Source organism: Hydrogenophaga sp. T2 (assembly GCF_049843535.1).
Lineage (GTDB): Bacteria > Pseudomonadota > Gammaproteobacteria > Burkholderiales > Burkholderiaceae_C > Hydrogenophaga > Hydrogenophaga crocea.
Window position 1 is genome coordinate 258,321 of the sequence record NZ_JBBHZJ010000004.1, and the last position, 21,041, is coordinate 279,361.

26 protein-coding genes and 4 tRNA genes are annotated in these 21,041 nt (G+C 66.8%); 19 read left to right on the forward strand and 11 right to left on the reverse strand.

The features are described 5' to 3' along the window. Nucleotides 1–58 precede the first annotated feature (58 nt). The 19 genes from WDZ95_RS11410 to WDZ95_RS11500 all read left to right on the forward strand — a co-directional run bounded on the left by WDZ95_RS11410 (nt 59) and on the right by WDZ95_RS11500 (nt 10,004). Entirely contained in the window at nt 59–370 is a 312-nt protein-coding gene (locus tag WDZ95_RS11410; RefSeq protein ID WP_425778479.1) for a Rap1a/Tai family immunity protein, read from the forward strand. Then, nucleotides 367–804 (forward strand): thermonuclease family protein, encoded by a 438-nt coding sequence (locus tag WDZ95_RS11415; RefSeq protein ID WP_425778481.1) that lies wholly within the window; start codon nt 367–369, stop codon nt 802–804. Before WDZ95_RS11410 ends, WDZ95_RS11415 begins: the two co-directional genes overlap by 4 nt. 2 nt (nt 805–806) lie before the next feature. After that, on the forward strand, nt 807–1,121 hold the full coding sequence (locus tag WDZ95_RS11420) for a hypothetical protein (protein WP_425778483.1): 315 nt from the start codon (nt 807–809) through the stop codon (nt 1,119–1,121). Further along, nucleotides 1,118–1,537 carry a hypothetical protein gene (locus tag WDZ95_RS11425; protein WP_425778485.1) on the forward strand — a complete coding sequence of 140 codons (420 nt, stop codon included), beginning with the start codon at nt 1,118–1,120 and terminating at the stop codon, nt 1,535–1,537. The genes WDZ95_RS11420 and WDZ95_RS11425 overlap by 4 nt, the downstream gene beginning before the upstream one ends. A 151-nt stretch (nt 1,538–1,688) precedes the next feature. Further along, complete coding sequence (locus WDZ95_RS11430; RefSeq protein ID WP_425778486.1) at nt 1,689–2,048, forward strand: hypothetical protein; 360 nt, start codon at nt 1,689–1,691, stop codon at nt 2,046–2,048. 106 nt (nt 2,049–2,154) lie between these two features. After that, nucleotides 2,155–2,469, forward strand: a complete 315-nt coding sequence (locus WDZ95_RS11435; protein ID WP_425778488.1) for a hypothetical protein — start codon at nt 2,155–2,157, stop codon at nt 2,467–2,469. Between the two features lie 22 nt (nt 2,470–2,491). Then, the gene (bet, locus tag WDZ95_RS11440) at nt 2,492–3,283 is read left to right on the forward strand and encodes a phage recombination protein Bet (protein WP_425778490.1); all 792 of its coding nucleotides are present in this window, start codon (nt 2,492–2,494) and stop codon (nt 3,281–3,283) included. Between the two features lie 2 nt (nt 3,284–3,285). Next, nucleotides 3,286–4,983, forward strand: coding sequence for a YqaJ viral recombinase family protein (locus WDZ95_RS11445; protein WP_425778492.1), 1,698 nt, complete (start codon nt 3,286–3,288; stop codon nt 4,981–4,983). Nucleotides 4,984–5,085: 102 nt separating this feature from the next. Continuing rightward, nucleotides 5,086–5,679 carry a hypothetical protein gene (locus WDZ95_RS11450; RefSeq protein WP_425778494.1) on the forward strand — a complete coding sequence of 198 codons (594 nt, stop codon included), beginning with the start codon at nt 5,086–5,088 and terminating at the stop codon, nt 5,677–5,679. Nucleotides 5,680–5,681: 2 nt separating this feature from the next. After that, complete coding sequence (locus tag WDZ95_RS11455) at nt 5,682–6,596, forward strand: DNA cytosine methyltransferase (protein ID WP_425778496.1); 915 nt, start codon at nt 5,682–5,684, stop codon at nt 6,594–6,596. Continuing rightward, nucleotides 6,593–7,675 carry a hypothetical protein gene (locus WDZ95_RS11460; protein WP_425778498.1) on the forward strand — a complete coding sequence of 361 codons (1,083 nt, stop codon included), beginning with the start codon at nt 6,593–6,595 and terminating at the stop codon, nt 7,673–7,675. The genes WDZ95_RS11455 and WDZ95_RS11460 overlap by 4 nt, the downstream gene beginning before the upstream one ends. Continuing rightward, complete coding sequence (locus WDZ95_RS11465) at nt 7,672–8,025, forward strand: hypothetical protein (RefSeq protein ID WP_425778500.1); 354 nt, start codon at nt 7,672–7,674, stop codon at nt 8,023–8,025. Before WDZ95_RS11460 ends, WDZ95_RS11465 begins: the two co-directional genes overlap by 4 nt. After that, nucleotides 8,022–8,306 carry a hypothetical protein gene (locus tag WDZ95_RS11470; protein ID WP_425778502.1) on the forward strand — a complete coding sequence of 95 codons (285 nt, stop codon included), beginning with the start codon at nt 8,022–8,024 and terminating at the stop codon, nt 8,304–8,306. Before WDZ95_RS11465 ends, WDZ95_RS11470 begins: the two co-directional genes overlap by 4 nt. Further along, nucleotides 8,299–8,658: a hypothetical protein gene (locus WDZ95_RS11475; RefSeq protein WP_425778504.1), complete on the forward strand. Its 360-nt coding sequence runs from the start codon at nt 8,299–8,301 to the stop codon at nt 8,656–8,658. Before WDZ95_RS11470 ends, WDZ95_RS11475 begins: the two co-directional genes overlap by 8 nt. Continuing rightward, complete coding sequence (locus WDZ95_RS11480; RefSeq protein ID WP_425778506.1) at nt 8,655–8,993, forward strand: hypothetical protein; 339 nt, start codon at nt 8,655–8,657, stop codon at nt 8,991–8,993. The genes WDZ95_RS11475 and WDZ95_RS11480 overlap by 4 nt, the downstream gene beginning before the upstream one ends. A 79-nt stretch (nt 8,994–9,072) precedes the next feature. Continuing rightward, entirely contained in the window at nt 9,073–9,276 is a 204-nt protein-coding gene (locus WDZ95_RS11485) for a hypothetical protein (RefSeq protein WP_425778508.1), read from the forward strand. Then, nucleotides 9,273–9,467: a hypothetical protein gene (locus WDZ95_RS11490; protein WP_425778510.1), complete on the forward strand. Its 195-nt coding sequence runs from the start codon at nt 9,273–9,275 to the stop codon at nt 9,465–9,467. The genes WDZ95_RS11485 and WDZ95_RS11490 overlap by 4 nt, the downstream gene beginning before the upstream one ends. After that, complete coding sequence (locus WDZ95_RS11495) at nt 9,464–9,760, forward strand: hypothetical protein (RefSeq protein ID WP_425778512.1); 297 nt, start codon at nt 9,464–9,466, stop codon at nt 9,758–9,760. The genes WDZ95_RS11490 and WDZ95_RS11495 overlap by 4 nt, the downstream gene beginning before the upstream one ends. Next, nucleotides 9,753–10,004, forward strand: coding sequence for a helix-turn-helix transcriptional regulator (locus WDZ95_RS11500; protein WP_425778514.1), 252 nt, complete (start codon nt 9,753–9,755; stop codon nt 10,002–10,004). The genes WDZ95_RS11495 and WDZ95_RS11500 overlap by 8 nt, the downstream gene beginning before the upstream one ends. Here WDZ95_RS11500 and WDZ95_RS11505 read toward each other — a convergent pair. The 11 genes from WDZ95_RS11505 to WDZ95_RS11555 all read right to left on the reverse strand — a co-directional run bounded on the left by WDZ95_RS11505 (nt 9,981) and on the right by WDZ95_RS11555 (nt 21,018). Next, nucleotides 9,981–10,961, reverse strand: a complete 981-nt coding sequence (locus WDZ95_RS11505; protein ID WP_425778516.1) for a tyrosine-type recombinase/integrase — start codon at nt 10,959–10,961, stop codon at nt 9,981–9,983. The two genes, WDZ95_RS11500 and WDZ95_RS11505, sit on opposite strands and share 24 nt — an antisense overlap. 142 nt (nt 10,962–11,103) lie before the next feature. Further along, nucleotides 11,104–11,196: transfer RNA gene (locus tag WDZ95_RS11510), tRNA-Leu, on the reverse strand. Between the two features lie 76 nt (nt 11,197–11,272). Further along, nucleotides 11,273–11,346 (reverse strand) — tRNA-Cys (locus WDZ95_RS11515). A 51-nt stretch (nt 11,347–11,397) separates the two neighbouring features. After that, nucleotides 11,398–11,473 (reverse strand) — tRNA-Gly (locus WDZ95_RS11520). Nucleotides 11,474–11,558: 85 nt separating this feature from the next. Continuing rightward, entirely contained in the window at nt 11,559–13,991 is a 2,433-nt protein-coding gene (gene lon / locus WDZ95_RS11525) for an endopeptidase La (RefSeq protein ID WP_425778518.1), read from the reverse strand. A 17-nt stretch (nt 13,992–14,008) separates the two neighbouring features. Continuing rightward, entirely contained in the window at nt 14,009–15,274 is a 1,266-nt protein-coding gene (gene clpX, locus WDZ95_RS11530; protein WP_166225533.1) for an ATP-dependent Clp protease ATP-binding subunit ClpX, read from the reverse strand. A 107-nt stretch (nt 15,275–15,381) separates the two neighbouring features. Then, complete coding sequence (clpP, locus tag WDZ95_RS11535) at nt 15,382–15,999, reverse strand: ATP-dependent Clp endopeptidase proteolytic subunit ClpP (protein ID WP_166225530.1); 618 nt, start codon at nt 15,997–15,999, stop codon at nt 15,382–15,384. Between the two features lie 186 nt (nt 16,000–16,185). Continuing rightward, nucleotides 16,186–17,496 (reverse strand): trigger factor, encoded by a 1,311-nt coding sequence (gene tig / locus WDZ95_RS11540; protein ID WP_166225527.1) that lies wholly within the window; start codon nt 17,494–17,496, stop codon nt 16,186–16,188. Nucleotides 17,497–17,560: 64 nt separating this feature from the next. Next, nucleotides 17,561–17,647, reverse strand: a tRNA-Leu gene (locus WDZ95_RS11545). Between the two features lie 135 nt (nt 17,648–17,782). Next, nucleotides 17,783–18,439, reverse strand: coding sequence for an aspartate/glutamate racemase family protein (locus tag WDZ95_RS11550; RefSeq protein WP_425778521.1), 657 nt, complete (start codon nt 18,437–18,439; stop codon nt 17,783–17,785). Further along, entirely contained in the window at nt 18,436–21,018 is a 2,583-nt protein-coding gene (locus tag WDZ95_RS11555) for a TRAP transporter permease (protein WP_425778523.1), read from the reverse strand. The genes WDZ95_RS11550 and WDZ95_RS11555 overlap by 4 nt, the downstream gene beginning before the upstream one ends. Between the last annotated feature and the right edge of the window lie 23 nt (nt 21,019–21,041).

Below are 21,041 nucleotides of genomic sequence, written 5' to 3' on the forward strand. Positions count from 1 at the left end.
AGGCACTTTGAAGTCACGAATTTTTCTGGTCACCTGCGCGCTGCTCGCAACATCAGCGATGGCACAGATGACCGGCAACGACGCCATCCAAGCATTTACTGGCAGCGAGTCTGCTCGACAGAACCTTGGGATCTACGTCCTGGCAGTAATGCACTCAGAAACGGCCGTTCGAATCAACAGCGACGCTGCGAAAGCAGCCGGGGCAGATCGCTACATCAGGCCAATGTGCATCCCTCGAGGAGCAAGTGCGGTGCAGGGCGCTGCAATCGTAGAAAAGGCTCTCCTTTCCTACCCCGAACGCAACCATGAAGACTTCTATGTGATTACACGGCGAGCGTTGGTGTCGGCATGGCCTTGTGCCAGTGAATGAGCGCCGCCGCCCTGCTTTGCCTTGTCGTGGCCATCGCCGACGGCGACACCCTCACCGCGCGCTGCGGCGAGCCCGGGGCCTACGAGCAGGTGAAGGTCCGCTTGGCCGAGATCGACGCGCCAGAGAAGGCCCAGCCCTTCGGCGAGCGCAGCAGGCAGCACCTGGCCGAGCTCTGCTTCCGGCAGATGGCCACCATCCGGGCGACGGCCCGGGACCGCTACGGCCGCACTGTGGCGCGCGTGGAGTGCCAGGGCCAGGACGCGAACCTGGAGCAGGTGCGCGCTGGGCTGGCTTGGGCCTACATGAAGTACCTGACCGACCCCGAGGTCAAGGTGCAGGAGGAGGCAGCGCACGCCGCGGGCGTGGGGCTGTGGAGCGCCCCAAATCCAGAGCCGCCCTGGGGATGGCGTCAACACCGATTGAAAGGAGGCTGAGCATGACCGACGAGAACGGGGGGTATCCGCTACCCATGGGGTTCGATGAGGTGGTGGCGTTCTTGGAGAGCGTGAACGCCAACGCGATCTGTCCGGTGTGCGGGGGCAACCATGGCTGGGGGGTCGTCGCGCGGCTCGAGGCGACGGGCGTGCGAGATCACTATCCAGGTCTGGTTGGCGCGCATGAAGACGGCTCCGCCGACCTATCTCATGCATTCCCGGTGGTCACCGTGACCTGCAAGAACTGCGGCTACATGAGGCTTCATGACGTGCAGACTCTACGCCAAAGGCAGACCGACAGGAGGGCGAAATCGTGAGCGACGAACAGAGAGCCGGACTCAAGTTGGCCTACACCAATGAGGCGGCAAAGGTGCGCCAGGGTAGTGGCATTGATGGCGGACCACCTGATAATGGCGGCATGGAAGCTCGGGTCGTCAAGCTTGAAGAGTTCGCCCAGGACACGCGAGATCGGCTCACGCGGATCGAAACTCGTCTGGACCAAACTGCGACCAAAGCGGACCTCTCCGAGGCCATGAACGGCCTGGTGAAGTGGGTGGTTGGCACCGCCGTCGGCCTTGGCGTCGCAGGCATCACCGTTATGACCTTCGTGCTGAACAACGCCACGCCCAGAGCAGCGACTTCGCCTAACCCGCCGCCCGTCATCATCAACGTGCCTCCCCCAGCGGTAGCGGCGTCGCCCACTGCTGCGCCGCAGCCAGCGCCCGCAAAGTAGCCTCAACTGCTCCGAACAAGCCCGCCACCGAGCGGGCTTTTTTGCGTCTGTTCAACGCCATGTTGAACAAAAGACTAAACATCATGTTGACATCTGATTAAACGTGGCGTTTAATTTCTCCATCGCATCACCAACCGATGGAGGAAAGCCGATGTGGATCGATACCTTGGAGAAGCGGGAGAGCAGCGGAGTGGACCGCGTGCGCATCCCATCGGAAGCGGCGCAGCGCTACGGCGTCGAGAAGCTCACCGACGGCGAGGACTACTGCCTGGAGACGTTCTCCGAGTGGGTCGCCACCGTGGACTGGACGCGCAAGCCGCTGCAGGTGAAGCAACCGCGCATCTGCGGCGCGACGGCGGACGCCGAGTTGATCAAGCTGCTGCTGCAGGCCGAGGACGACGGCCTCATCCTGGCGACGGTTCGCGAGCTGCGTGCGCGGTATCTGGCCGATGAGTACACGCAGCGCTGCATCCAGGGCGAGATCGACGCCTACATGGGGGAAGCGCGATGAGCCGCTGGATCAACGCCGAGGACCGCCCGGTGGCGGCGTCTGTGGCCATCGCGGTCCTGTGCTTTGCGGTCATGGCCGTGGGCGAGTGGCTGCCGGGAGGTGGGCTTTGAGCGCGCACTGCCCCCACACCAGCACCGGCTGCGGCTACCCGTCTGGCGAATGCAGCGGGGCCTGCATGCACCGCGTCAACACCGCCTTCATGCCGCGCAACAACGTCGTGGCGATCAAGGGCCGCATCGAGCAGCGCATCCCCCGCACGCTGCAGGAGGCCTACGGGCCCGGCCAGCACGTGCTGCACGACCCCGAGCCCATCAATCCCGCGCTGCTGGCGCTGAACACGTGGCGCATCTACCGCCGCGCCGGGTGCGGCGTGCGCGAGTCATTCCGCAATGCCTGGCGGGCTTACCGCCGGGCGAACTGATCAACCCCCAACCGAGGTATCCATGAGCACCGCACTCGCAACCCTGACCAGCAAGCTGGCCACCCGCCTGGAGATGGGCGACGGCACTGGCCTGATCGACACCCTCAAGGCCACCGCCTTCAAAGGCCAGGTCTCCGACGCCCAGATGACCGCCCTGATGGTGGTGGCCAACCAGTACGGCCTGAACCCCTGGACGAAGGAAATCTATGCGTTCCCCGACAAGAACAACGGCATCGTGCCGGTGGTGGGGGTCGATGGCTGGAGCCGGATCATCAACCAGCACCCGCAGTTCGACGGCATGGACTTCGAGCAGGACGAGCAGTCCTGCACTTGCGTGATCTACCGCAAGGACCGCAGCCACCCGATCCGGGTGACCGAGTACATGGCCGAGTGCCGCCGCACGAACGTGGGCCCGTGGCAATCCCACCCGCGCCGCATGCTGCGCCACAAGGCAATGATCCAGTGCGCGCGCCTTGCCTTCGGCTACGGCGGCATCTACGACCAAGACGAGGCCGAGCGCATCGTCGAGAGCAGCACGGTGATCGACGCCACCACCGGCGAGGTCGTTCAACAGGCCGCGGCGACCGCGCGCACCGCTCTGCCCCTTTGCCCCGCCGACAACTTCGCCAAGAAGCTGCCGACCTGGCGCAAGCAAGTCGAGGACGGCGGGAAGGTGTCCGACCTCCTGGCCATGCTGCAGAGCAAGTACACGCTGAGCCCCCAGCAGCTCGCCGAGATCAACGCCCTGGCCGCTCCTTCCGCGGCACAGCAGGAATCCACCGACCAGTTCCTCGCCGAACTCAACCAGGAGTGAGCATGTTCCAGATCCACCAACTCGTTCAAGGCTCCCCCGAGTGGGACCAGTTCCGCCGGCAGCACCACGGCGCCAGCGAGGCCGCGGCAATGCTCGGCATCTCGCCCACCACGCGCCGCACGGAGCTGCTCAAGGCCAAGCACACCGGCCTGCCGCGTGAGTTCAGCCAGTTCGTGCAGGAGCGCGTGCTGGACAAGGGGCACGAGGTCGAGGCGCTGGCGCGCCCGATCGTCGAGGAGATCATCGGCGACGACCTGTTCCCGGTGACCTGCTCGCGCGGCAAGCTGTCCGCGAGCTGCGATGGCCTGACGATGGATCGCCTGACTGCATTCGAGCACAAGCAGTGGAACGCCGAGCTCGCCGCCCAGGTGAGCGACGGCCAGGTGCCCGAGCACCACATGGCGCAGTGCCAGCAGATCCTGTACGTGACCGGCGCCCAGCGCGTGATCTTCGCTGTGTCGAATGGGACGCGCGAGAAGTTCCTGACCACCACGGTCGAGCCCGATGACACGTGGTTCGAGCGGCTGGAGCGCGGCTGGGAACAGTTCGAGGCCGACCTGGCCGCGTACACGCCCGCCGAGCCTGTGGAGCCGAAGCCCACCGGCCGCACGCCGGACAACCTGCCGGCGCTGCGCATCGAGATCAGCGGTGAGGTGCGCGCCAGCAACCTGCAGGCCTACCGCGAGCACGCGCTGGCGGTGTTCAGCAGCATCAACCGCGAGCTCTCCACCGACCAGCAGTTCGCCGACGCCGAGAAGACGGTGAAATGGTGCCAGGATGTCGAAGACCGGCTCGCCGCTGCCAAGCAGCACGCGCTGAGCCAGACGGCCAGCATCGACGAGCTGTTCCGAACCATCGACGCCGTGAGCGCCGAGGCGCGCCGGGTCCGCTTGGACCTGGACAAGCTGGTGAAGGCGCGCAAGGAAGCCATCCGCGGCGAGATCGTCGCCGGCGGCGTGGCCGGCCTGCGCGACCACATCGCCGCGATCAATGCCCGCCTGGGCAAGCCCTACATGCCGAACGTGCCCGCGGACTTCGCTGGCGTGATCAAGGGCAAGCGCTCCATCGACAGCCTGCGCGACGCCGTGGACAGCGAGCTGGCCCGCGCCAAGATCGCCGCCAGCGAGATCGCCGACCGCATCGACGCCAACCTCAAGCACCTGCGCGAGAAGGCCGGCGAGCACCCCTTCCTGTTTGCCGACGCCGCGACCATCGTGCTCAAAGCACCGGACGATCTGCGCGCCCTGGTGAGCAGCCGCATCGCCGATCACGAGCGCGCCGAAGCCGCGCGCCTTGAGCGCGAGCGCGAGCGCATCCGGGCCGAGGAACAGGCCCGCGCAGACCGCGAAGCCCGCGATCGCCAGGCGGCTGCAGATGCGGAAGCTCAGCGCCAAGCCCAGGCCGCCATCGCCGCCGCAGCAACGCCTGCCGCTGCGCCCGTTGCCCAGCCGCAGCAGGCCGCTCCGGTAGTGGTTCAGCGCCCGGCCGCAACGAGCGACAGCGCCGCGCGCATCAAGCTGGGCCAGATCAACGACCGGATCGCCCCGCTGTCCATCAACGCCGACGGCCTGGCCGAGCTGGGCTTCGAGCCCGTGGCTACCGAGCGCGCCAGCAAGCTCTACCGCGAGGCCGACTTCCCCGCGATCTGCGCGGCCATCGTCGAGCGCGTGCGCATGGCAGCAGCGCTGCAGGCTGCCTGACCCCTTTCCCCTGGCCGATCGCGCTGGTGCACCTCCTCCCTCCCTGAACCTTTGCCAGCCCGCGGCCTTTCTTCTTCCCCACCACCAACCAGAAAGACCCTCATGCGAGTCCAGTTCATCGGCAAGACCAAGGCCACCATCGTCGACATCGACATCCAGTCGCTCAAGCGCGGCCAGACCGACGTCGAGCCCGCGGTGTGCCTGCATCTCAAGATCACGCAGGCCAACGGCACGCTGGCGATGCTCGACAAGAACCTGCTGGGCTTCCTGTACCAGAAGGGCCTCGACCACTCCCAGCAGCAGGTGCTCGACGGCGTGCCCGTGGTGTCCGACCACCCTTCCCTCTCGCCCCTGGCCGTGGCCCTGGGCGCGCTGAACTGGGACGGCGAGCAGAGCGGCGCCACGCTCAAGATCTACCAGGGCGTGACCGGCGACCAGGACATCAGCCTGGGCGACTGCACCGTGCGCAAGGTGAAGATCGACCCGAAGGAAGGCGGCGCGGTGGACTACCACCTGCAGGTCTGGACCTCCGATGTCGACCAGGACACGATCGGCGCGCTGGGCGTGCTCAAGAGCCTGGACCGCGACATCGAGCTCATCGCGGCCGAGCCCGTGAACCAGGGCACGCTCGACGACGGCGCCGACGACAAGCAGCTCACGCCGGCGAAGGCGCTCGAGAAGGCTGCGGGGGGCTGAGCGTGAAGGCGATCGACCTGTTCGCGGGCGCTGGCGGTTTCAGCACTGGCGCGGCCATGGCGGGCGTTCAGGTGGTCTGGGCGGCCAACCACTGGCCCGCTGCCGTGCAGGTGCACGCGAACAACCACCCGGACACCCTGCACGTGTGCCAAGACCTGCAGCAGGCCGACTGGACGCAGGTGCCCTCGCACGATCTGCTGCTGGCCTCGCCCGCCTGCCAGGGGCACAGCTTGGCCCGGGGCAAGGAACGGGCGCACCACGACGCGCAGCGCGCCACCGCGTGGGCCGTGGTGTCGGCGGCCGAGTGCCACCAGCCCGCGGCCTTCGTGGTGGAGAACGTGCCCGAGTTCGCGCGCTGGACCCTGTACCCGGCCTGGTGCGCGGCGATGAATGCGCTGGGCTACGCGCTCGCGCCTATGGTGCTGGACGCAGCCGACCATGGCGTGGCGCAGCACCGCCGCCGGCTGTTCATCGTGGGCACGCGCTCGAAGCACCCGATCGAGCTGCGCATGCAGCAGCACACGCACGTGCCCGCCGCCAGCGTGATCGACTTCGCCACTGGCCGATGGACGCCGGTGCACCATGCCCGCCGCTCGCGCGCCACGCTGCATCGCATCGAGAACGGCCGGCGCCGCTTCGGCCACCGGTTCGTGGCGCCCTACTACGGCAGCGGCAGCGGGGAGACCGGGCGCAGCCTGGATCGCCCGCTGGGCACCGTGACCACCCGGGACCGCTGGGCCGTCATCGACGGAGAGCGCATGCGCATGCTGACCACGGGCGAGGCCCGGGCGGCCATGGGCTTCCCCGACACCTACCAACTCCCCGCGCGCCACAAGGATGCAATGCACATGCTCGGCAATGCCGTGGTGCCGCCCGTGGCGCGTGACGTGATCAACGCACTGAGGGCCGCAGCATGACCGACTCCCTAGACACCAGCGACCGCGAGGCCGAAGACCCGCGCGAGCCGATCCGCCTGCCCGTTCGCGAGATGCGCGACGAGCCGGTACCGCACCAGGCGGCAGACCCGATCCGCGCAGCGCTGCAGCTCGCGCTGGAGGCCACGCCGGAGGAACTGCAGGGGGCGCTGTCCGCAGTCCGTGCAGCACTGGCAGCACAGCCCGCAGGGGGGCAGGTGCCGCAGGGGTGGATTGATTCGCTTCGATTGGCAATGGAGCACAGCGCCTGGGATGGTGTGTTGCAACTGTCAGACGCGCTAGCGAACATTGATGACGCAGCCGCCATGCTCGCCGCCGCCCCCGAAGCGCCAGCGCAGGCAGATCACACCGACCTGTTGCGCATGATCGCCCACCGCGCCAAGTGCTTTCCGGGCTACCCGCTGGGCTATCACATCCCCGAGGTGTTCGCGGCAATCGGTGAGGAACCTCCGCAGCCTGCCGCCCAGCCCACGCAAGCCGAAGCGCCGAGCGAGCGGGAGATTCGCCGCATGCTCTGCGTGGCCTACGCAGGGGCGAGCGCCTACATGGACGACGGCGAAGCGCAAGACAACCGAGCCCACCCGAGCATCGACTTTCTGCGCGACACGCCCGACGTGATTCGTCAAAAGATGATGGCCCGCGCAGCCCTCGCCAGCCAGCCGCAGGCAGAGGCGGTGCTGCTTGGATACCTGTCGCCGAAGCAGCTCCCGCTCATCAAAGACCCGGACGAAATGGGTGGGGTCTATATGCCCATGCGCAAAACCCCAGCTGGCAACTTCACTCTTGCCGTCTATGCAGACCCACCCACCCAGGCCAGCCAGCCGAAGGCAGTGGATGCGGAGGAATGCGACTGCCGAGACACGCTGCTCTGGGCTCTGTCCACCCAATTCCAAATCGCGCCGGAAGACTGCGGCCCCGAGCCGACGCTGCGCGATATCCTGTTTTCCTACTACGCCCGCAGCGGCATGAGCAGCGCGGAGGCCAAGCGTTGCAGTGACGCCTTCATCAACAAGCTCTTTGCCGCCATCGACGCCGCACGGCGTGCTGGGGGTGCGGCATGAGCAAGCACACGCCGGGGCGGCTCAAAGCCTTCAACCTGTACGCAACGCCGGAAATCCGCGACCAGGGCGGAAACTTCATTGCCTGCGGGAAGGATGGCAGCGCCCGTGCAGTAGCCGACACCCGCCGCCTCGCCGCCTGCTGGAACGCCTGCGATGGCATCAGCACCGAACACCTCGAACAGCACGGCCTGCCTAACTTTGCGCAGACGATCTCCGACATGCGCGCCCAGCGCGACGAGCTGCTGTTCGCACTGCGCGAGGCGCAGCGGCTGCTGCTGGCCGATGCCCCGGGTGTAGCGCTTCAGGTGGTCGAGGACGCCATCGCCAAAGCCACCGGAGAGCAGCCATGAGCACACAACAACTGATCGAGCAGGCGCGCCGGGTCATCGAGTTTTGCGAGCAAGACGCTCTGGACCTCTTGGAAGCAGATGAGATTGAAAACCTCCTGCGCCAACTCGCCGCCGAGCTTGAGCGCCTAGAGCGCAAGCCGCTGACGCGTGCCGAAGTCAAAAACATCATTGCAGATGCAGGGTACTCGGAGGCATCGCCGCAGGAAAGAGCCGACTTCATCAACGGGATTCGACACGCCGAGCGCGCCCACCACATCGGGGAAGGAGAAAGCCATGTGTGACATGCGAAAAGCGTTTGAGGCGTGGGCAGGTGAGGCGGGATACGACACCGCGCATGCGTACGACACGGAGCGCAGCCGTTGGGTGTTTTGGAACCCCATGACGCATGATCTTTGGCAGGCATGGCAAGCCGCACGCAAGCCGCAATGGCTGCCGATTGAGAGTGCGCCCACCGAGCACGGCCTGTATCTGGTGCGAATCGGGGGGCAAACGCACATCGCCCAATTCAACCCGCAAACGGTATCGGCGAAGTGGTGGCGCCCCTACGGCATGCCCGAGCGGCTGCACCGAGATCCCACCCACTGGATGCCGCTCCCTGCTGCACCTGACATCGGGGAAGGAGAGGGGAAATGACCGACCGCGAACTGCTGGAGTTGGCTGCTAAGGCGGCGGGGTACACCGTGCGATGTGTTGGTGATGGTCGGCACGGCGGAAACGTCGTTTTTTACATGGAGCCGAGCCAACTCTATTGGAACCCCCTGACCGACGATGGCGATGCGCTGCGGCTGGCGGTGAAGTTGGGCTTGCGGATTGACCCTGACATGGAAGACAGAATTCTTGTGATTTTTGGTCTGCATACGGCAAGCAAAGTCGGAGAAATTCGGGAGCCTCAACCAAGCGACCCCTACGCCGCCACCCGCCGCGCCATCGTCCGCGCTGCTGCTGAACTCGGAAAGGCCATGCCATGACCGCCATCCTCGACCACGTTTGTTTTTGGGGCGGTCTGGTTGGAACACCGCTGCTCTGCTGCCGCTTTTGGGGACTCGCATGACCGACCGCGACCAGATCATTGCGTGGGCGAGAGAGGCGGGGTTCAAGCCGCAATCGCTTTACATGGAGGCCAAGCTTGAACGCTTCGCCTCCCTCGTCGCTGCCCATGAGAGGGAGCAATGCGCGCAAATCGCTGACGACATGGACTATTCCCCAGACGGAGCCATCGCCGCCGCCATCCGTGGGAGGGCTGAGAAGTGACCGCATCCGAGCTGATCGCCGAACTGAGCAAGCACCCGCCCGGCAAGGAAGTGCGCGTCTGCCTGCGCTCCGTGCACATGGCCGACGAGGCTGGAGATTGGGAGCAGTGGCTATCTGAGATGGACGCCATGCGGGCCAACGAGGTGCGCAATGAAGGTGCGTTCCTGCTGATTTGGGGGGCTGAGAAGTGAAAACCTACACCAGAGACGAAACCGTGCACGGCTTCCTATACGTGCGGGCGGATGAAGCACGGGCAGAGATCGAGGTGTTGAAAAGCCACGCAGCCTACTTGGGGCGCTGCGTTGAATCGTCTGATCAGCAATACCTCAAAGCCAAGGCAGAGAACGAAGCCCACCTCGCAGCCATGCGGCAGGCGCTGGAGGCGTTGGAGGATTTGACAGACACCGGATTCACAGGCGGCCCGCAAGGCAAACGCGCACACGCCGCCATCGCTGCACTGAAAGCGAGGCTCGGGGATGACTGACCAAGCCGTCGTCGCCGAACTGCGCAGCCTGCGCCAGACCGTCCTGACGCTGTGCCAGTTCATCGGCCCCCACCTGTCCCGCGATCAGGTGTGCAAGCGCCTGGGCGTGAGCCGCAACACCCTGACCCGCCGCATCGAGGCCGGGCACTTCCCACGGCCGGGCGCCGACGGCAAGTGGCTGCTGGCCGAGATCGTGGCCTGGGAAGCCCAGCAGCGCGGCCTAGAGGCGCCGGGCGAGGTCTGACGCCTTCGTGTTGTAGTAGGTCAGGGCCTGGTCGGTGCGCTTCCAGCCGAACACCCGGCACAGGTCCAGCACGTGCAGCTTCTGCGCCATCCGCGTGGCCGCGGTGTGGCGGCTGTCGTGGAAAGTGAAGCCCGCCAACCCCGCCCGGTCCCGCGCTCGCCGAAAGAGCGTGTCCAGGGTCTGCGACTGCAGGCCGAACACCGACACCGCATCCCAGCCCTTCATGCGCGTGATCAGCCGCCGCGCGTAGGCCGACAGCGGAACGTCCCGGCCCTGCCCGGTCTTGCTGGTGTGCAGCCGCACGTGGTCTCCTTTCACGTCCGGCCACTGCAGCGCGCACAGCTCCCCAGCCCGCATGCCCGTCGCCAAAGCCACCAGGAAGCACATGGCGACCGCTTGCGACACGCTGGCCACCCTGCCCCGCCCATGCCCCAGCGCGCGCAGCATGCGCCGGATCTCTGGCCCGGTGATGATCCGCTCGCGGTGGTCAGGGTTGGCCGGGCGCTTCACGTCGCGCATCGGGTTCGCGGGGATCCATTGCCACTCCCTGCGTGCCACCTCGAGCACCGACCCGAGCAGGGTCATGTCGCGCAGCACGGAGCCGCGGGCGTTGACCGCCAGCCTCGAGTCCCGCCACGCCGCGAGGTCGGCCGTGGTGAGCTGGCCGATCAGCTTGCCCAAGGGCAGCGCCTGGCGCTCGAAGGCCTTGAGCCGGATCAGCTCCTTCGCCTCCCCGCGCTTCGTCGGGCTGACCTCCTCGGCGTAGCGCCGCAAGGCGTCACGCAGGGTCTTCACCGACCCGGCATTCCCCCGCGCCTGTTCCCGGATCTCGGTAGCGCGCCGAGCCGCCCAGGCGTCGGCCTCGCGCTTCGTGTCGAAGGTGCCCGACTCGCGCACGCCGCGAATCTCGATCTGGATGCGCCAGGTGCCCTGGGGCGTCTTCTTGGCCGTGGCCATTGGGGGAAAGTGCGGGGGATTTTCGGGGGGAGACGTAGCGCAGAATTGCGCAACGGCTGCACTATACCGGCCCGCTACCCCAGCCCGCCCCCTCTGAATGGGGCAGGTTTGTGCCTATGGCGTTCAATCCTGCGCAGTGCTGTGGTGCCTCGAACCGGGGTCGAACCGGTACGCTCCCTTGCGGGAAAGCGGCGGAGTTTAAGTCCGCTGTGTCTACCAATTTCACCATCGAGGCCAAGTCCGCCAGGGGATTGTCGCAGGTGAAAAAAACAAACCCCGCTGCGCGAGCGAGCGGGGTCTGACAGGCAATCTGGAGGCGCGTGGCGGAGTCGAACCGCCCTAGACGGATTTGCAATCCGTTGCATAACCGCTTTGCTAACGCGCCGGTGCGGACACCCGACAAAAAAGGGAAGCAGAGCTTCCCTTTTTGCGAATCTGGAGCGGGAAACGAGGTTCGAACTCGCGACCTCAACCTTGGCAAGGTTGCGCTCTACCAACTGAGCTATTCCCGCGTTTTCTGCACAACTTGTTGTGTTCTGCAGAAGCTAGAAGTATAGCGGCAAAAAAGGGAGACTTTCAAGCCGCTCGAAAAATTTTTCAGTGTTTCACCGCATCGCCTTCGGCCGCGGCCGGGCGCACCTGTGCCGCCGCGATCTGGGCCGCCACTTCTTCGTCGGTGAGCGGCACAGGCTGGCGCTCGAGCGCGATCGCCAGAACCTTGTCGATCCACTTCACCGGGATGATCTCGAGGCCCTGCTTCACGTTGTCGGGGATCTCGGCCAGGTCCTTCACGTTCTCTTCGGGAATGACCACGGTCTTGATGCCACCGCGCAGCGCGGCCAGCAGCTTTTCCTTCAGGCCGCCGATGGCCGTGACCTCGCCGCGCAGCGTGATCTCGCCGGTCATGGCGACGTCGGCGCGCACGGGAATGCCCGTGAGCGACGACACCAGGGCAGTCGTCATCGCGATGCCCGCGCTCGGGCCGTCCTTGGGCGTGGCGCCGTCGGGCACGTGGATGTGGATGTCGCGCTTGTCGAACATCTCGTCCTTGATGCCGAGCACGCGGGCACGGCTGCGCACCACAGTGCGCGCGGCCTCCACGGATTCCTTCATCACATCGCCGAGCGAACCGGTGCGCGTGGTTGCGCCCTTGCCGGGCATGATGGCCACCTCGATGGTGAGCAGGTCACCGCCCACCTCGGTCCAGGCCAGGCCCACGACCTGGCCCACCTGGTTCTGCTGCTCGGCGCGGCCATAGCTGTACTTGCGCACACCCAGGAACTCGCTGAGGTTGTCGGCCGTGACCACCACGGTCGGCGTGAGCTTCTTGAGCAGCAGGCCCTTGACCACCTTGCGGCAGATCTTGGAGAGCTCGCGCTCGAGCGAACGCACACCGGCTTCGCGGGTGTAGTAGCGCACGATGTCGCGCACCGCGTCCTCGCGCACCTCGACCTCGCCGTCCTTGATGCCGTTGTTCTTGATCTGCTTGGGCAGCAGATAGCGCATCGCGATGTTGGTCTTTTCGTCCTCGGTGTAGCCCGAGAGGCGGATCACCTCCATGCGGTCCAGCAGGGCCGGCGGAATGTTCATCGAATTCGAGGTCGCAACGAACATCACGTCGGACAGGTCGAAATCGACTTCGACGTAATGGTCGCCGAAAGTATGGTTCTGCTCGGGGTCGAGCACCTCGAGCAGCGCGCTCGACGGATCGCCGCGGAAATCGGTGCCGAGCTTGTCGATCTCGTCGAGCAGGAACAGCGGGTTGCGCGTGCCGACCTTGTTCAGGCTTTGCAGCACCTTGCCCGGCATGGCGCCGATGTAGGTGCGGCGGTGACCGCGGATCTCGGCCTCGTCGCGCATGCCGCCCAGCGCCATGCGCACGTACTTGCGGCCCGTGGCCTTGGCCACGGACTGGCCGAGCGAGGTCTTGCCCACGCCCGGCGGCCCCACGAGGCACAGGATGGGGGCCTTGACCTTGTCCACGCGCTGCTGCACCGCGAGGTACTCGAGGATGCGGTCCTTGACCTTCTCGAGCCCGTAGTGGTCGGCGTTGAGCACTTCCTCGGCATAGGCCAGGTCGTGCTTGATCTTGGTCTTCTTGCTCCAGGGCAGGCCCACGAGCACGTCGATGTAGTTGCGCACCACGGTGGCTTCGGCCGACATGGGCGACATGAGCTTGAGCTTCTTGAGCTCGCCCTCGGCCTTCTTGCGCGCGTCGGCGGGCATGCGCGCCGCCTTGATCTTCTTCTCGATCTCCTCGATGTCGGCGCCCTCTTCGCCCTCGCCGAGCTCCTTCTGGATCGCCTTGACCTGCTCGTTGAGATAGAAGTCGCGCTGGTTCTTCTCCATCTGGCGCTTCACGCGGCCACGGATCTTCTTGTCGACGTTGAGGATGTCGACCTCGCGCTCGAGCTGCTCGAACAGGTTCTCGAGCCGCTTGACCACCGGGTCGAGGTCGAGCACGACCTGCTTGCTCTCGAGCTTGAGCGGCAGGTGCGCGGCGATGGTGTCGGCCAGGCGGCCCGGGTCGTCGATGCTCGAGATCGAGGTGAGGATCTCCGACGGGATCTTCTTGTTCAGCTTGACGTACTGGTCGAACTGCTGCATCACCGCGCGGCGCAGCGCTTCGAGTTCGTTGGCCGGGGCCTCGGCGCGTTCCTGCGCCGGGTCGATCGGGTTCACGTTGGCCACGAAGTGCGAGTCGTCGTCCTTGATCGACAGCACCTTGGCGCGCTGCACGCCCTCGACCAGCACCTTCACGGTGCCGTCGGGCAGCTTGAGCATCTGCAGGATGGACGCCACGCAGCCCATCTCGAACATGTCGCTCACCGAGGGTTCGTCCTTGGCCGCGGCCTTCTGGGCCACGAGCATGATGCGGCGCTCCCCCTCCATCGCGGCCTCGAGGGCCTTGATGCTCTTGGGCCGGCCCACGAACAGCGGGATGACCATGTGGGGGAACACCACCACGTCGCGCAGCGGCAGCAGCGGCAGCTCGATGGGGGTACTGGGCAAGGGGGTCTGACCGGACATAGGAACCTCGATGGGTATCAGGCCTGTTTGGCTGCTTCGCGGTACACCAGCAGCGGCGGCTTGCTTTCGTCGATGGTGGACTCGTCGACCACCACTTTCTCGACGTTGTTCAGGCCAGGCAGTTCGAACATGGTGTCGATCAGCGCGTTTTCCAGGATGGAGCGCAAACCGCGCGCGCCGGTCTTGCGGGCCAGGGCCTTGCGGGCGATGGCCTTGAGCGCCGCGGGCCGCACCTCGAGTTCGGCGCCCTCCATGGCGAGCAGGCGCGCGAACTGTTTGACCACGGCGTTCTTGGGCTGGGTCAGGATGTCCACCAGCGCGTCTTCGCTGAGCTCGGCCAGCGAGGCGATCACGGGCACGCGGCCCACGAGTTCGGGGATCAGGCCGAACTTGATCAGGTCTTCGGGCTCGACTTCCTTGAACACCTCGGTGAGGCTGCGCTGCTGCTTGCTGCGCACCGCAGCCGAGAAGCCGATGCCCGAGGCCTCGGTGCGGTTCTCGATGATTTTCTCGAGGCCCGCGAAGGCGCCGCCGCAGATGAACAGGATGTTGGTCGTGTCGACCTGCAGGAAGTCCTGGTTGGGGTGCTTGCGCCCGCCCTGCGGCGGCACGCTGGCCATGGTGCCTTCGATGAGCTTGAGCAGGGCCTGCTGCACGCCCTCGCCCGACACGTCGCGCGTGATCGAGGGGTTGTCGGACTTGCGCGTGATCTTGTCGATCTCGTCGATGTAGACGATGCCCTGCTGGGCGCGCTCGATGTCGTAGTTGCAGCTCTGCAGCAGCTTGGCGACGATGTTCTCGACGTCTTCGCCCACATAGCCCGCCTCGGTCAGCGTGGTGGCGTCGGCCATCACGAAGGGCACGTTGAGCATGCGCGCCATGGTCTGCGCGAGCAGGGTCTTGCCCGAGCCCGTGGGCCCGATGAGCAGGATGTTGCTCTTGGCGAGTTCGACGTCGTCCTTGCGCGCGCCCTGCTTGTGGCGCAGGCGCTTGTAGTGGTTGTAGACCGCCACGGCGAGCGCGCGCTTGGCCGCGTCCTGGCCGATCACGTAGTTGTCGAGGTTGGCCTTGAGCTGGGCCGGGGTGGGCAGGTCGTCGGCCGAGGCCTTGACCGCTTCGACACCGGGCAACTCGTCACGGATGATGTCGTTGCACAGGTCGATGCACTCGTCGCAGATGAACACCGAAGGGCCGGCGATCAGCTTTTTGACCTCGTGCTGGCTCTTGCCGCAGAAGGAGCAATACAGCGCTTTCTCGCTGGAGGCGGCTTTCTTGTCGGCCATGGTCGCTAGGGGGGAAAAACGGTATTGAATGATAGTTCAAGGGTCGACCGGGCCAAACGCGGGAAAAGGGCGGCGAATCCCGCGATCCGCCGCCCTGTTCCGCTGGATCAACCGGCCGTCGGTCGGCGCTCGATGACCTTGTCGATCAGGCCGTACTCGGCCGATTCGGCCGCGCTCAGGTAGTAGTCGCGCTCGGTGTCGCGCTCGATCTTCTCGAGCGGCTGGCCCGTGCGTTCGGCCAGGATCTTGTTGAGCTGCTCGCGGGTCTTGAGGATCTCGCGCGCGTGGATCTCGATCTCGGTGGCCTGGCCCTGCGTGCCGCCCAGGGGCTGGTGGATCATGACCTTGGAGTTCGGCAGCGCGAAGCGCTTGCCCTTGGCGCCCGCAGCCAGCAGGAACGCGCCCATGCTCGCGGCCATGCCCACGCACAGCGTGGAAACGTCGGGCTTGATGAAGTTCATGGTGTCGAAGATCGCCATGCCCGCGCTCACCGAGCCGCCCGGCGAGTTGATGTAGAAGGAAATGTCCTTGTCGGGGTTCTCGCTCTCGAGGAACAGCAGCTGCGCCACCACGAGGTTGGCCGACTGGTCGTTCACCGGCCCCACGAGAAAGACCACGCGCTCTTTGAGCAGGCGCGAATAGATGTCGTAGGCGCGCTCGCCGCGGCCCGATTGTTCGATGACCATGGGGACCATGCCCAGGCCCTGGATGTCCATTGCGCTCATGCGTTTCTCCGGATGCGCCGTTTCGTCGGCGGGTGAGGTGGCTCTACTGTAACCAACCGCCACACAGACCCATGGCGCGTGGGGCCATGGCGCGGGCGGTGCGGTCCGCAGGGGAAATTGGGGGCGGTGCGGGCGAAAAAAAGGGCGGATCGCTCCGCCCTCTTCGACCGGGTTGAGGCAGACCGATCAGGCCTGGGCCATGAGCTCGTCGAAGCCGACGGTCTTGGGCGTGACCTGGGCCTTGGACAGCACGAACTCGGTGACGTTGTTCTCGATCACGATGGCCTCGACCTCGGCCATGCGGCGGTTGTCGCTCTGGTACCAGCGCACCACGTCGGCGGGCTTCTCGTAGGAAGCGGCGAGTTCGTCGATGTGGGCCTTGATCTGCTCGGGCTTGGCGTGCAGTTCGTTGGCCTTCACGAGCTCGGCCACCACCAGGCCCAGGCGCACGCGGCGCTCGGCCTGCGGGCGGAACAGCTCCTCGGGGATCGGGGCCTTGTCGGCGTCCTTGATGCCGCGCTGCTTGAGGTCGGCGCGCGCGCCTTCGACCAGGCGGTCGAGCTCGGACTGCACCACGGACTTGGGCAGGTCGAGTTCGGCCACGGCCACCAGGGCGTCCATCACGGCGGCCTTGTTGCGGGCCTGCAGGCGGAACTTCACTTCGCGCTCGAGGTTCTTGCGGATGTCGGCGCGCAGGCCTTCCACGCTGCCGTCGGCAATGCCCAGCGACTTGGCCAGGGCGTCGTCGACCGCAGGCAGGTTGGCGGCTTCGATCTTGTTCACGGTGACCAGGAAGTCGGCCGTCTTGCCGGCCACGTCCTTGCCGTGGTAGTCGGCCGGGAAGGCCAGCGGGAAGGTCTTGCTCTCGCCCGACTTCATGCCGCGCACGGCGTCTTCGAACTCCTTGAGCATCTGGCCGTCGCCGACGATGAACTGGAAGCCTTCGGCCTTGCCGCCCTCGAAGGGCTCGCCGTCGATCTTGCCTTCGAAGTCGATGGTGACGCGGTCGCCGTCCTGGGCGGCCTGGTCCTGGGCGCGCTGCGCGAAGGTGCGGCGCTGCTTGCGCAGGATGTCCACGGTGCGGTCGATGGCGGCGTCGTCCACGGCGGCGTCGAGCTTTTCGACGGTGGCGCTGGCCAGGTCACCGATCTTCACTTCGGGGTAGACCTCGAACACGGCGTCGAAGGTCAGCTGGCCTTCGGGCGCGCCTTCCTTCTCGGTGATGCGCGGCTGGCCGGCCACGCGCAGCTGCGCTTCGTTGGCGGCGGTGGCGAAGGCCTCGCCCACCTTGTCGTTCATGACCTCGTAGTGCACCGAGTAGCCGTAGCGCTGGGCCACGACGTTCATCGGCACCTTGCCGGGGCGGAAGCCGTCCATCTTGACGTCGCGCGCGATGCGCTTGAGGCGCGCGGCGACTTCGTTCTGGATCACGTCGGCGGGCAGCGTGAGCGTGATCTTGCGCTCGAGCTTCTCCAGGGTTTCAACGGTCACGGTCATGGTGTTCTCCAAGGGAAGGGCCGGCCGGTCGGGCCGGCGCCGGGTATCGGTGGTTCCGTGGGGGTGGTGCGCGGGGGGGGACTCGAACCCCCACACCATTGCTGGCGTCAGGACCTAAACCTGGTGCGTCTACCAATTTCGCCACCCGCGCGCCGCGGAGTGTCTGGCGCCGACAAGCCGGCGAGACGCCGGCCCGGCGGGGCGGGCAGCCCACTCACGGAAACCCGGCATTGTAGCCGTTGGCCGCTCAGGGAAAGCCCGCGCCCGGGCGATGTCGGGACCCCGTTCAGGCGCCCAGCCGGCGGCGCAGTGCGCGGATCGCACTGCCCGGGGTGGTGAGCACGGGCAGGCCGGTGGCGGCCTGCACCGCATCGGCGGCGCGCGCCAGGCTGAACTGCGCCAGCGCGATCACCGTGCAGCCTTGGGCCTGCAGGCCTCGCGCGGCCTCGGCGGCCAGGGCGTCGTGGCGCGCGGTGTCGCCGGCGTTGAGCGCATCGAGCGCGCCCTCGGCCAGCGCGGTGCGCAGCGGCACCGCCGCCGGGAACTCGGGCGGCATGGACCGCAGCGTGGCCGGGAAGGTCGCGATCAGGCCCACCGCCCCGCCCTGCTGCGCGATCAGCGCCGCGGCCTCGTCGATCATGGCCTCGTTGGGCTTGAGCACCGGCAGGCCCGGCCGGCGCGCGGCCGCGGCCTCGATGCAGGGCCCGAAGGCCGAGCAGGTGAACAGGATGCCCTGCACCCCGGTGGACTCGGCGTAGGCGGTGAGGGCCTCGAAGCGCGCGTGCATCGCGGCATCGAGCCCGCGGCCGCCACTGGCCAGGTCGGCCGACAGGCTGTCGTCGAGCAGGTTCATGCGCACGGCCTCGGGCCAGTCGCGCGCCATCGCTTCGTTGATGGGCGCGACCGAATGGGCCAGCGCGTGGATCAGCGCGACGCGGGTCATGCCGCGGCGGCCTTCAGGCCCGGCTTCATGCGCCGGCCCTGGTTCCACCACACCAAGCCCACCAGCAGCAGCGCGGGCAGGTAGAACCAGTGCGGCGTGGGCGCGTCGGAGGGCACCAGCACCTCTTTCACGTCCCAGCCCTGCTCGAAGCCCGACTTGGCCGCGCGCGAGCCGAACTTGATGGCGCCGATCTGCATCTGATCGCCCAGCGGCATGAGCTGCAGGCCCGCGTCGGACAGGCGCTTGCGGCCGTCGTCGCCGGCGTCGCCGAGCTGCACCGCCACGGTCTTGGTCACCTCGTCGCCCTCGAGCGTGAGGCCCTGGATCACCATCACCACACGGTCGCCGGCGGGCACGTTGCGCGCCACCTCGTAGACCTGCGACGGGGCCACGCTCTGGGTGGGTGCGTAGAGGCGGTCCATGAAGGCGTCGGGGCGGAACAGCAGCACCACGGCGATGGCCAGCAGCACGGTCTCCCACCAGCGGTTCTTCACGCGGAACCAGAGCATGGTCACCGAGGCAAAGACCAGCGTGGCCAGCGTGCAGGCCAGCACCACGCGGATCAACTCGCCCCAGCCGTGCACGTCGATCAGCAGCAGCTGCGGGTTGAAGATCCAGATGAAGGGCAGGATCACCGTGCGCAGTGCATAGATCGCGCCCTGCACGCCGGTCTTGATCGAGTCTTCGCCCGAGATGGCCGCGGCCGCGAAGGTGGCCAGGCCCACGGGCGGCGTGATGTCGCCCATGATCCCGTAGTAGAAGACGAACAGGTGCACCGCGATCAGCGGAATGATGAGCCCGCTCTGCGCGCCCAGCTCCACCACCACCGGCGCCATCAGCGTGGCCACCAGCACGTAGTTGGCCGTGGTCGGCACGCCCAGGCCCAGCACCAGGCAGACGAAGGCAATGAAGAGCAGCATGGCCATCACGTTGCCCTGCGCCACGAATTCGACAAACTCGGTCATGCGCAGGCCCAGGCCGGTGAGCGTGATCGCGCCCACGATGATGCCGGCCGTGGCCGTGGCCACGCCGATGCCGATCATGTTGCGCGAGCCGTCGCCGAAGCCCTGCACCACCGAATCCCAGCCGTCTTTCCAGGCGCCGGGCGCGGGCACGCCGCGGAACATCGCGATCAGGGGCTTTTGCGTGAGCATCAGCACCACCAGCGTCACCACGGCCCAGAAGGCCGAGAGCGCGGGCGACATCACCTCGACCATCAGGCACCAGATCAGCACCGCGATCGGCATGATGTAGTGCAGGCCGGCGCGCACCGTGGGCCAGGTCTGCAGCGGCTTGGGGTTCTCGATGTCGATGTCTTCGGGCAGGTCGGGGCTGCGCGCCGCCTGGTGCAGCGAAAACAGGTACAGCGCCAGCACCACCGCGCCCACCGCGTAGCCCGCGGCCGCGCCCAGGGTGGCCTGGATGGCCGCGATCAGGTAGTAGATCGCGCACACCACGGCGATGCTGCCGCTGATGCCGATGAGGTTGCGCATGAGGCGCACGCGCCAGGGCTTGGGCTCGGCGTTCACGATCGGGTTCATGCCGAGCTTGAGCGCCTCGAGGTGCACGATGTAGAGCAGCCCGATGTAGGACAGCGTGGCCGGCAGGAAGGCGTGCTTGACGATGTCGGCGTAGGGAATGCCCACGTACTCCACCATCAGGAACGCGGCCGCGCCCATCACGGGCGGCATGATCTGGCCGTTCACCGAGCTCATGGTCTCGATCGCGCCGGCCTTCACGCCGCCATAGCCCGCCTTCTTCATGAGCGGGATGGTGAAGATGCCGCCCGAGACCACGTTGGACACCGAGCTGCCCGAGATCATGCCGTTGAGGGCCGAGGACACCACCGCCACCTTGGCGGGGCCGCCGCGCAGGTGGCCCAGCGCCGCGAAGCTCACCTGCATCATGTAGTTGCCGCCGCCGGCGCGGTCGAGCAGCGCGCCGAACAGCACGTACACGAAGATGGTGCCGGCCGACACGCCGAGCGCGATGCCGAACACGCCCTCGGTGGTGAGCCACATGTGCGAGAGCAGTCGGTTGAGCGAGGCGCCCTTGTGCGCGAGCACCTCGGGCAGCCAGGGACCGAGCATGGCGTAGGCGATGAAGAAGGCCGCCAGCGCCGCCATGGGCCAGCCCACGGCGCGGCGCGTGGCCTCGAGCAGCAGCACCAGGCCGATGGTGGCCACCACGATGTCCTGCGTGTTCGGCTGGCCGGGGCGCGTGGCCAGCTCGGCATAGAACAGCATCAGGTAGGCGGCCGAGAAGGCGGCCGCGATCGCGAACAGCCAGTCGACCACGGGCACGTGCTGGCGCGGCGAGCGCTTGAAGGCGGGCCAGGCCAGGAAGGCGAGGAACAGCGCGAACGCCAGGTGGATGGCGCGCGCTTCGGTGTCGTTGAGGATGCCGAAGCCCAGTGTGAAGGGCAGCGGCGAGGCGTACCAGAACTGGAACAGGGCCCACAGCAGGGCCACGGCGAAGATGATGCCGGCCGTGAGGCCGGTGGGTTTGCGGCCGCCCGTGTCGCTGTCGGCCACCAGTTGCTGCAGGGCTTCCGGCGCTTTTTCGATGTCGGTGCTCATGGTTGTGCGCTCCGGGAAAGGCA

What these genes read in the sequence shown, in the direction of transcription:
- WDZ95_RS11410 (WP_425778479.1), top strand. Translation starts at nt 59, where the DNA reads ATGGCACAGATGACCGGCAACGACGCCATCCAAGCATTTACTGGCAGC.
- WDZ95_RS11415 (WP_425778481.1), top strand. Translation starts at nt 367, where the DNA reads ATGAGCGCCGCCGCCCTGCTTTGCCTTGTCGTGGCCATCGCCGACGGC.
- WDZ95_RS11420 (WP_425778483.1), top strand. Translation starts at nt 807, where the DNA reads ATGACCGACGAGAACGGGGGGTATCCGCTACCCATGGGGTTCGATGAG.
- WDZ95_RS11430 (WP_425778486.1), top strand. Translation starts at nt 1,689, where the DNA reads ATGTGGATCGATACCTTGGAGAAGCGGGAGAGCAGCGGAGTGGACCGC.
- bet (WP_425778490.1), top strand. Translation starts at nt 2,492, where the DNA reads ATGAGCACCGCACTCGCAACCCTGACCAGCAAGCTGGCCACCCGCCTG.
- WDZ95_RS11445 (WP_425778492.1), top strand. Translation starts at nt 3,286, where the DNA reads ATGTTCCAGATCCACCAACTCGTTCAAGGCTCCCCCGAGTGGGACCAG.
- WDZ95_RS11450 (WP_425778494.1), top strand. Translation starts at nt 5,086, where the DNA reads ATGCGAGTCCAGTTCATCGGCAAGACCAAGGCCACCATCGTCGACATC.
- WDZ95_RS11460 (WP_425778498.1), top strand. Translation starts at nt 6,593, where the DNA reads ATGACCGACTCCCTAGACACCAGCGACCGCGAGGCCGAAGACCCGCGC.
- WDZ95_RS11465 (WP_425778500.1), top strand. Translation starts at nt 7,672, where the DNA reads ATGAGCAAGCACACGCCGGGGCGGCTCAAAGCCTTCAACCTGTACGCA.
- WDZ95_RS11470 (WP_425778502.1), top strand. Translation starts at nt 8,022, where the DNA reads ATGAGCACACAACAACTGATCGAGCAGGCGCGCCGGGTCATCGAGTTT.
- WDZ95_RS11475 (WP_425778504.1), top strand. Translation starts at nt 8,299, where the DNA reads ATGTGTGACATGCGAAAAGCGTTTGAGGCGTGGGCAGGTGAGGCGGGA.
- WDZ95_RS11480 (WP_425778506.1), top strand. Translation starts at nt 8,655, where the DNA reads ATGACCGACCGCGAACTGCTGGAGTTGGCTGCTAAGGCGGCGGGGTAC.
- WDZ95_RS11485 (WP_425778508.1), top strand. Translation starts at nt 9,073, where the DNA reads ATGACCGACCGCGACCAGATCATTGCGTGGGCGAGAGAGGCGGGGTTC.
- WDZ95_RS11500 (WP_425778514.1), top strand. Translation starts at nt 9,753, where the DNA reads ATGACTGACCAAGCCGTCGTCGCCGAACTGCGCAGCCTGCGCCAGACC.
- WDZ95_RS11505 (WP_425778516.1), bottom strand. Translation starts at nt 10,961, where the DNA reads ATGGCCACGGCCAAGAAGACGCCCCAGGGCACCTGGCGCATCCAGATC.
- lon (WP_425778518.1), bottom strand. Translation starts at nt 13,991, where the DNA reads ATGTCCGGTCAGACCCCCTTGCCCAGTACCCCCATCGAGCTGCCGCTG.
- clpX (WP_166225533.1), bottom strand. Translation starts at nt 15,274, where the DNA reads ATGGCCGACAAGAAAGCCGCCTCCAGCGAGAAAGCGCTGTATTGCTCC.
- clpP (WP_166225530.1), bottom strand. Translation starts at nt 15,999, where the DNA reads ATGAGCGCAATGGACATCCAGGGCCTGGGCATGGTCCCCATGGTCATC.
- tig (WP_166225527.1), bottom strand. Translation starts at nt 17,496, where the DNA reads ATGACCGTGACCGTTGAAACCCTGGAGAAGCTCGAGCGCAAGATCACG.
- WDZ95_RS11550 (WP_425778521.1), bottom strand. Translation starts at nt 18,439, where the DNA reads ATGACCCGCGTCGCGCTGATCCACGCGCTGGCCCATTCGGTCGCGCCC.
- WDZ95_RS11555 (WP_425778523.1), bottom strand. Translation starts at nt 21,018, where the DNA reads ATGAGCACCGACATCGAAAAAGCGCCGGAAGCCCTGCAGCAACTGGTG.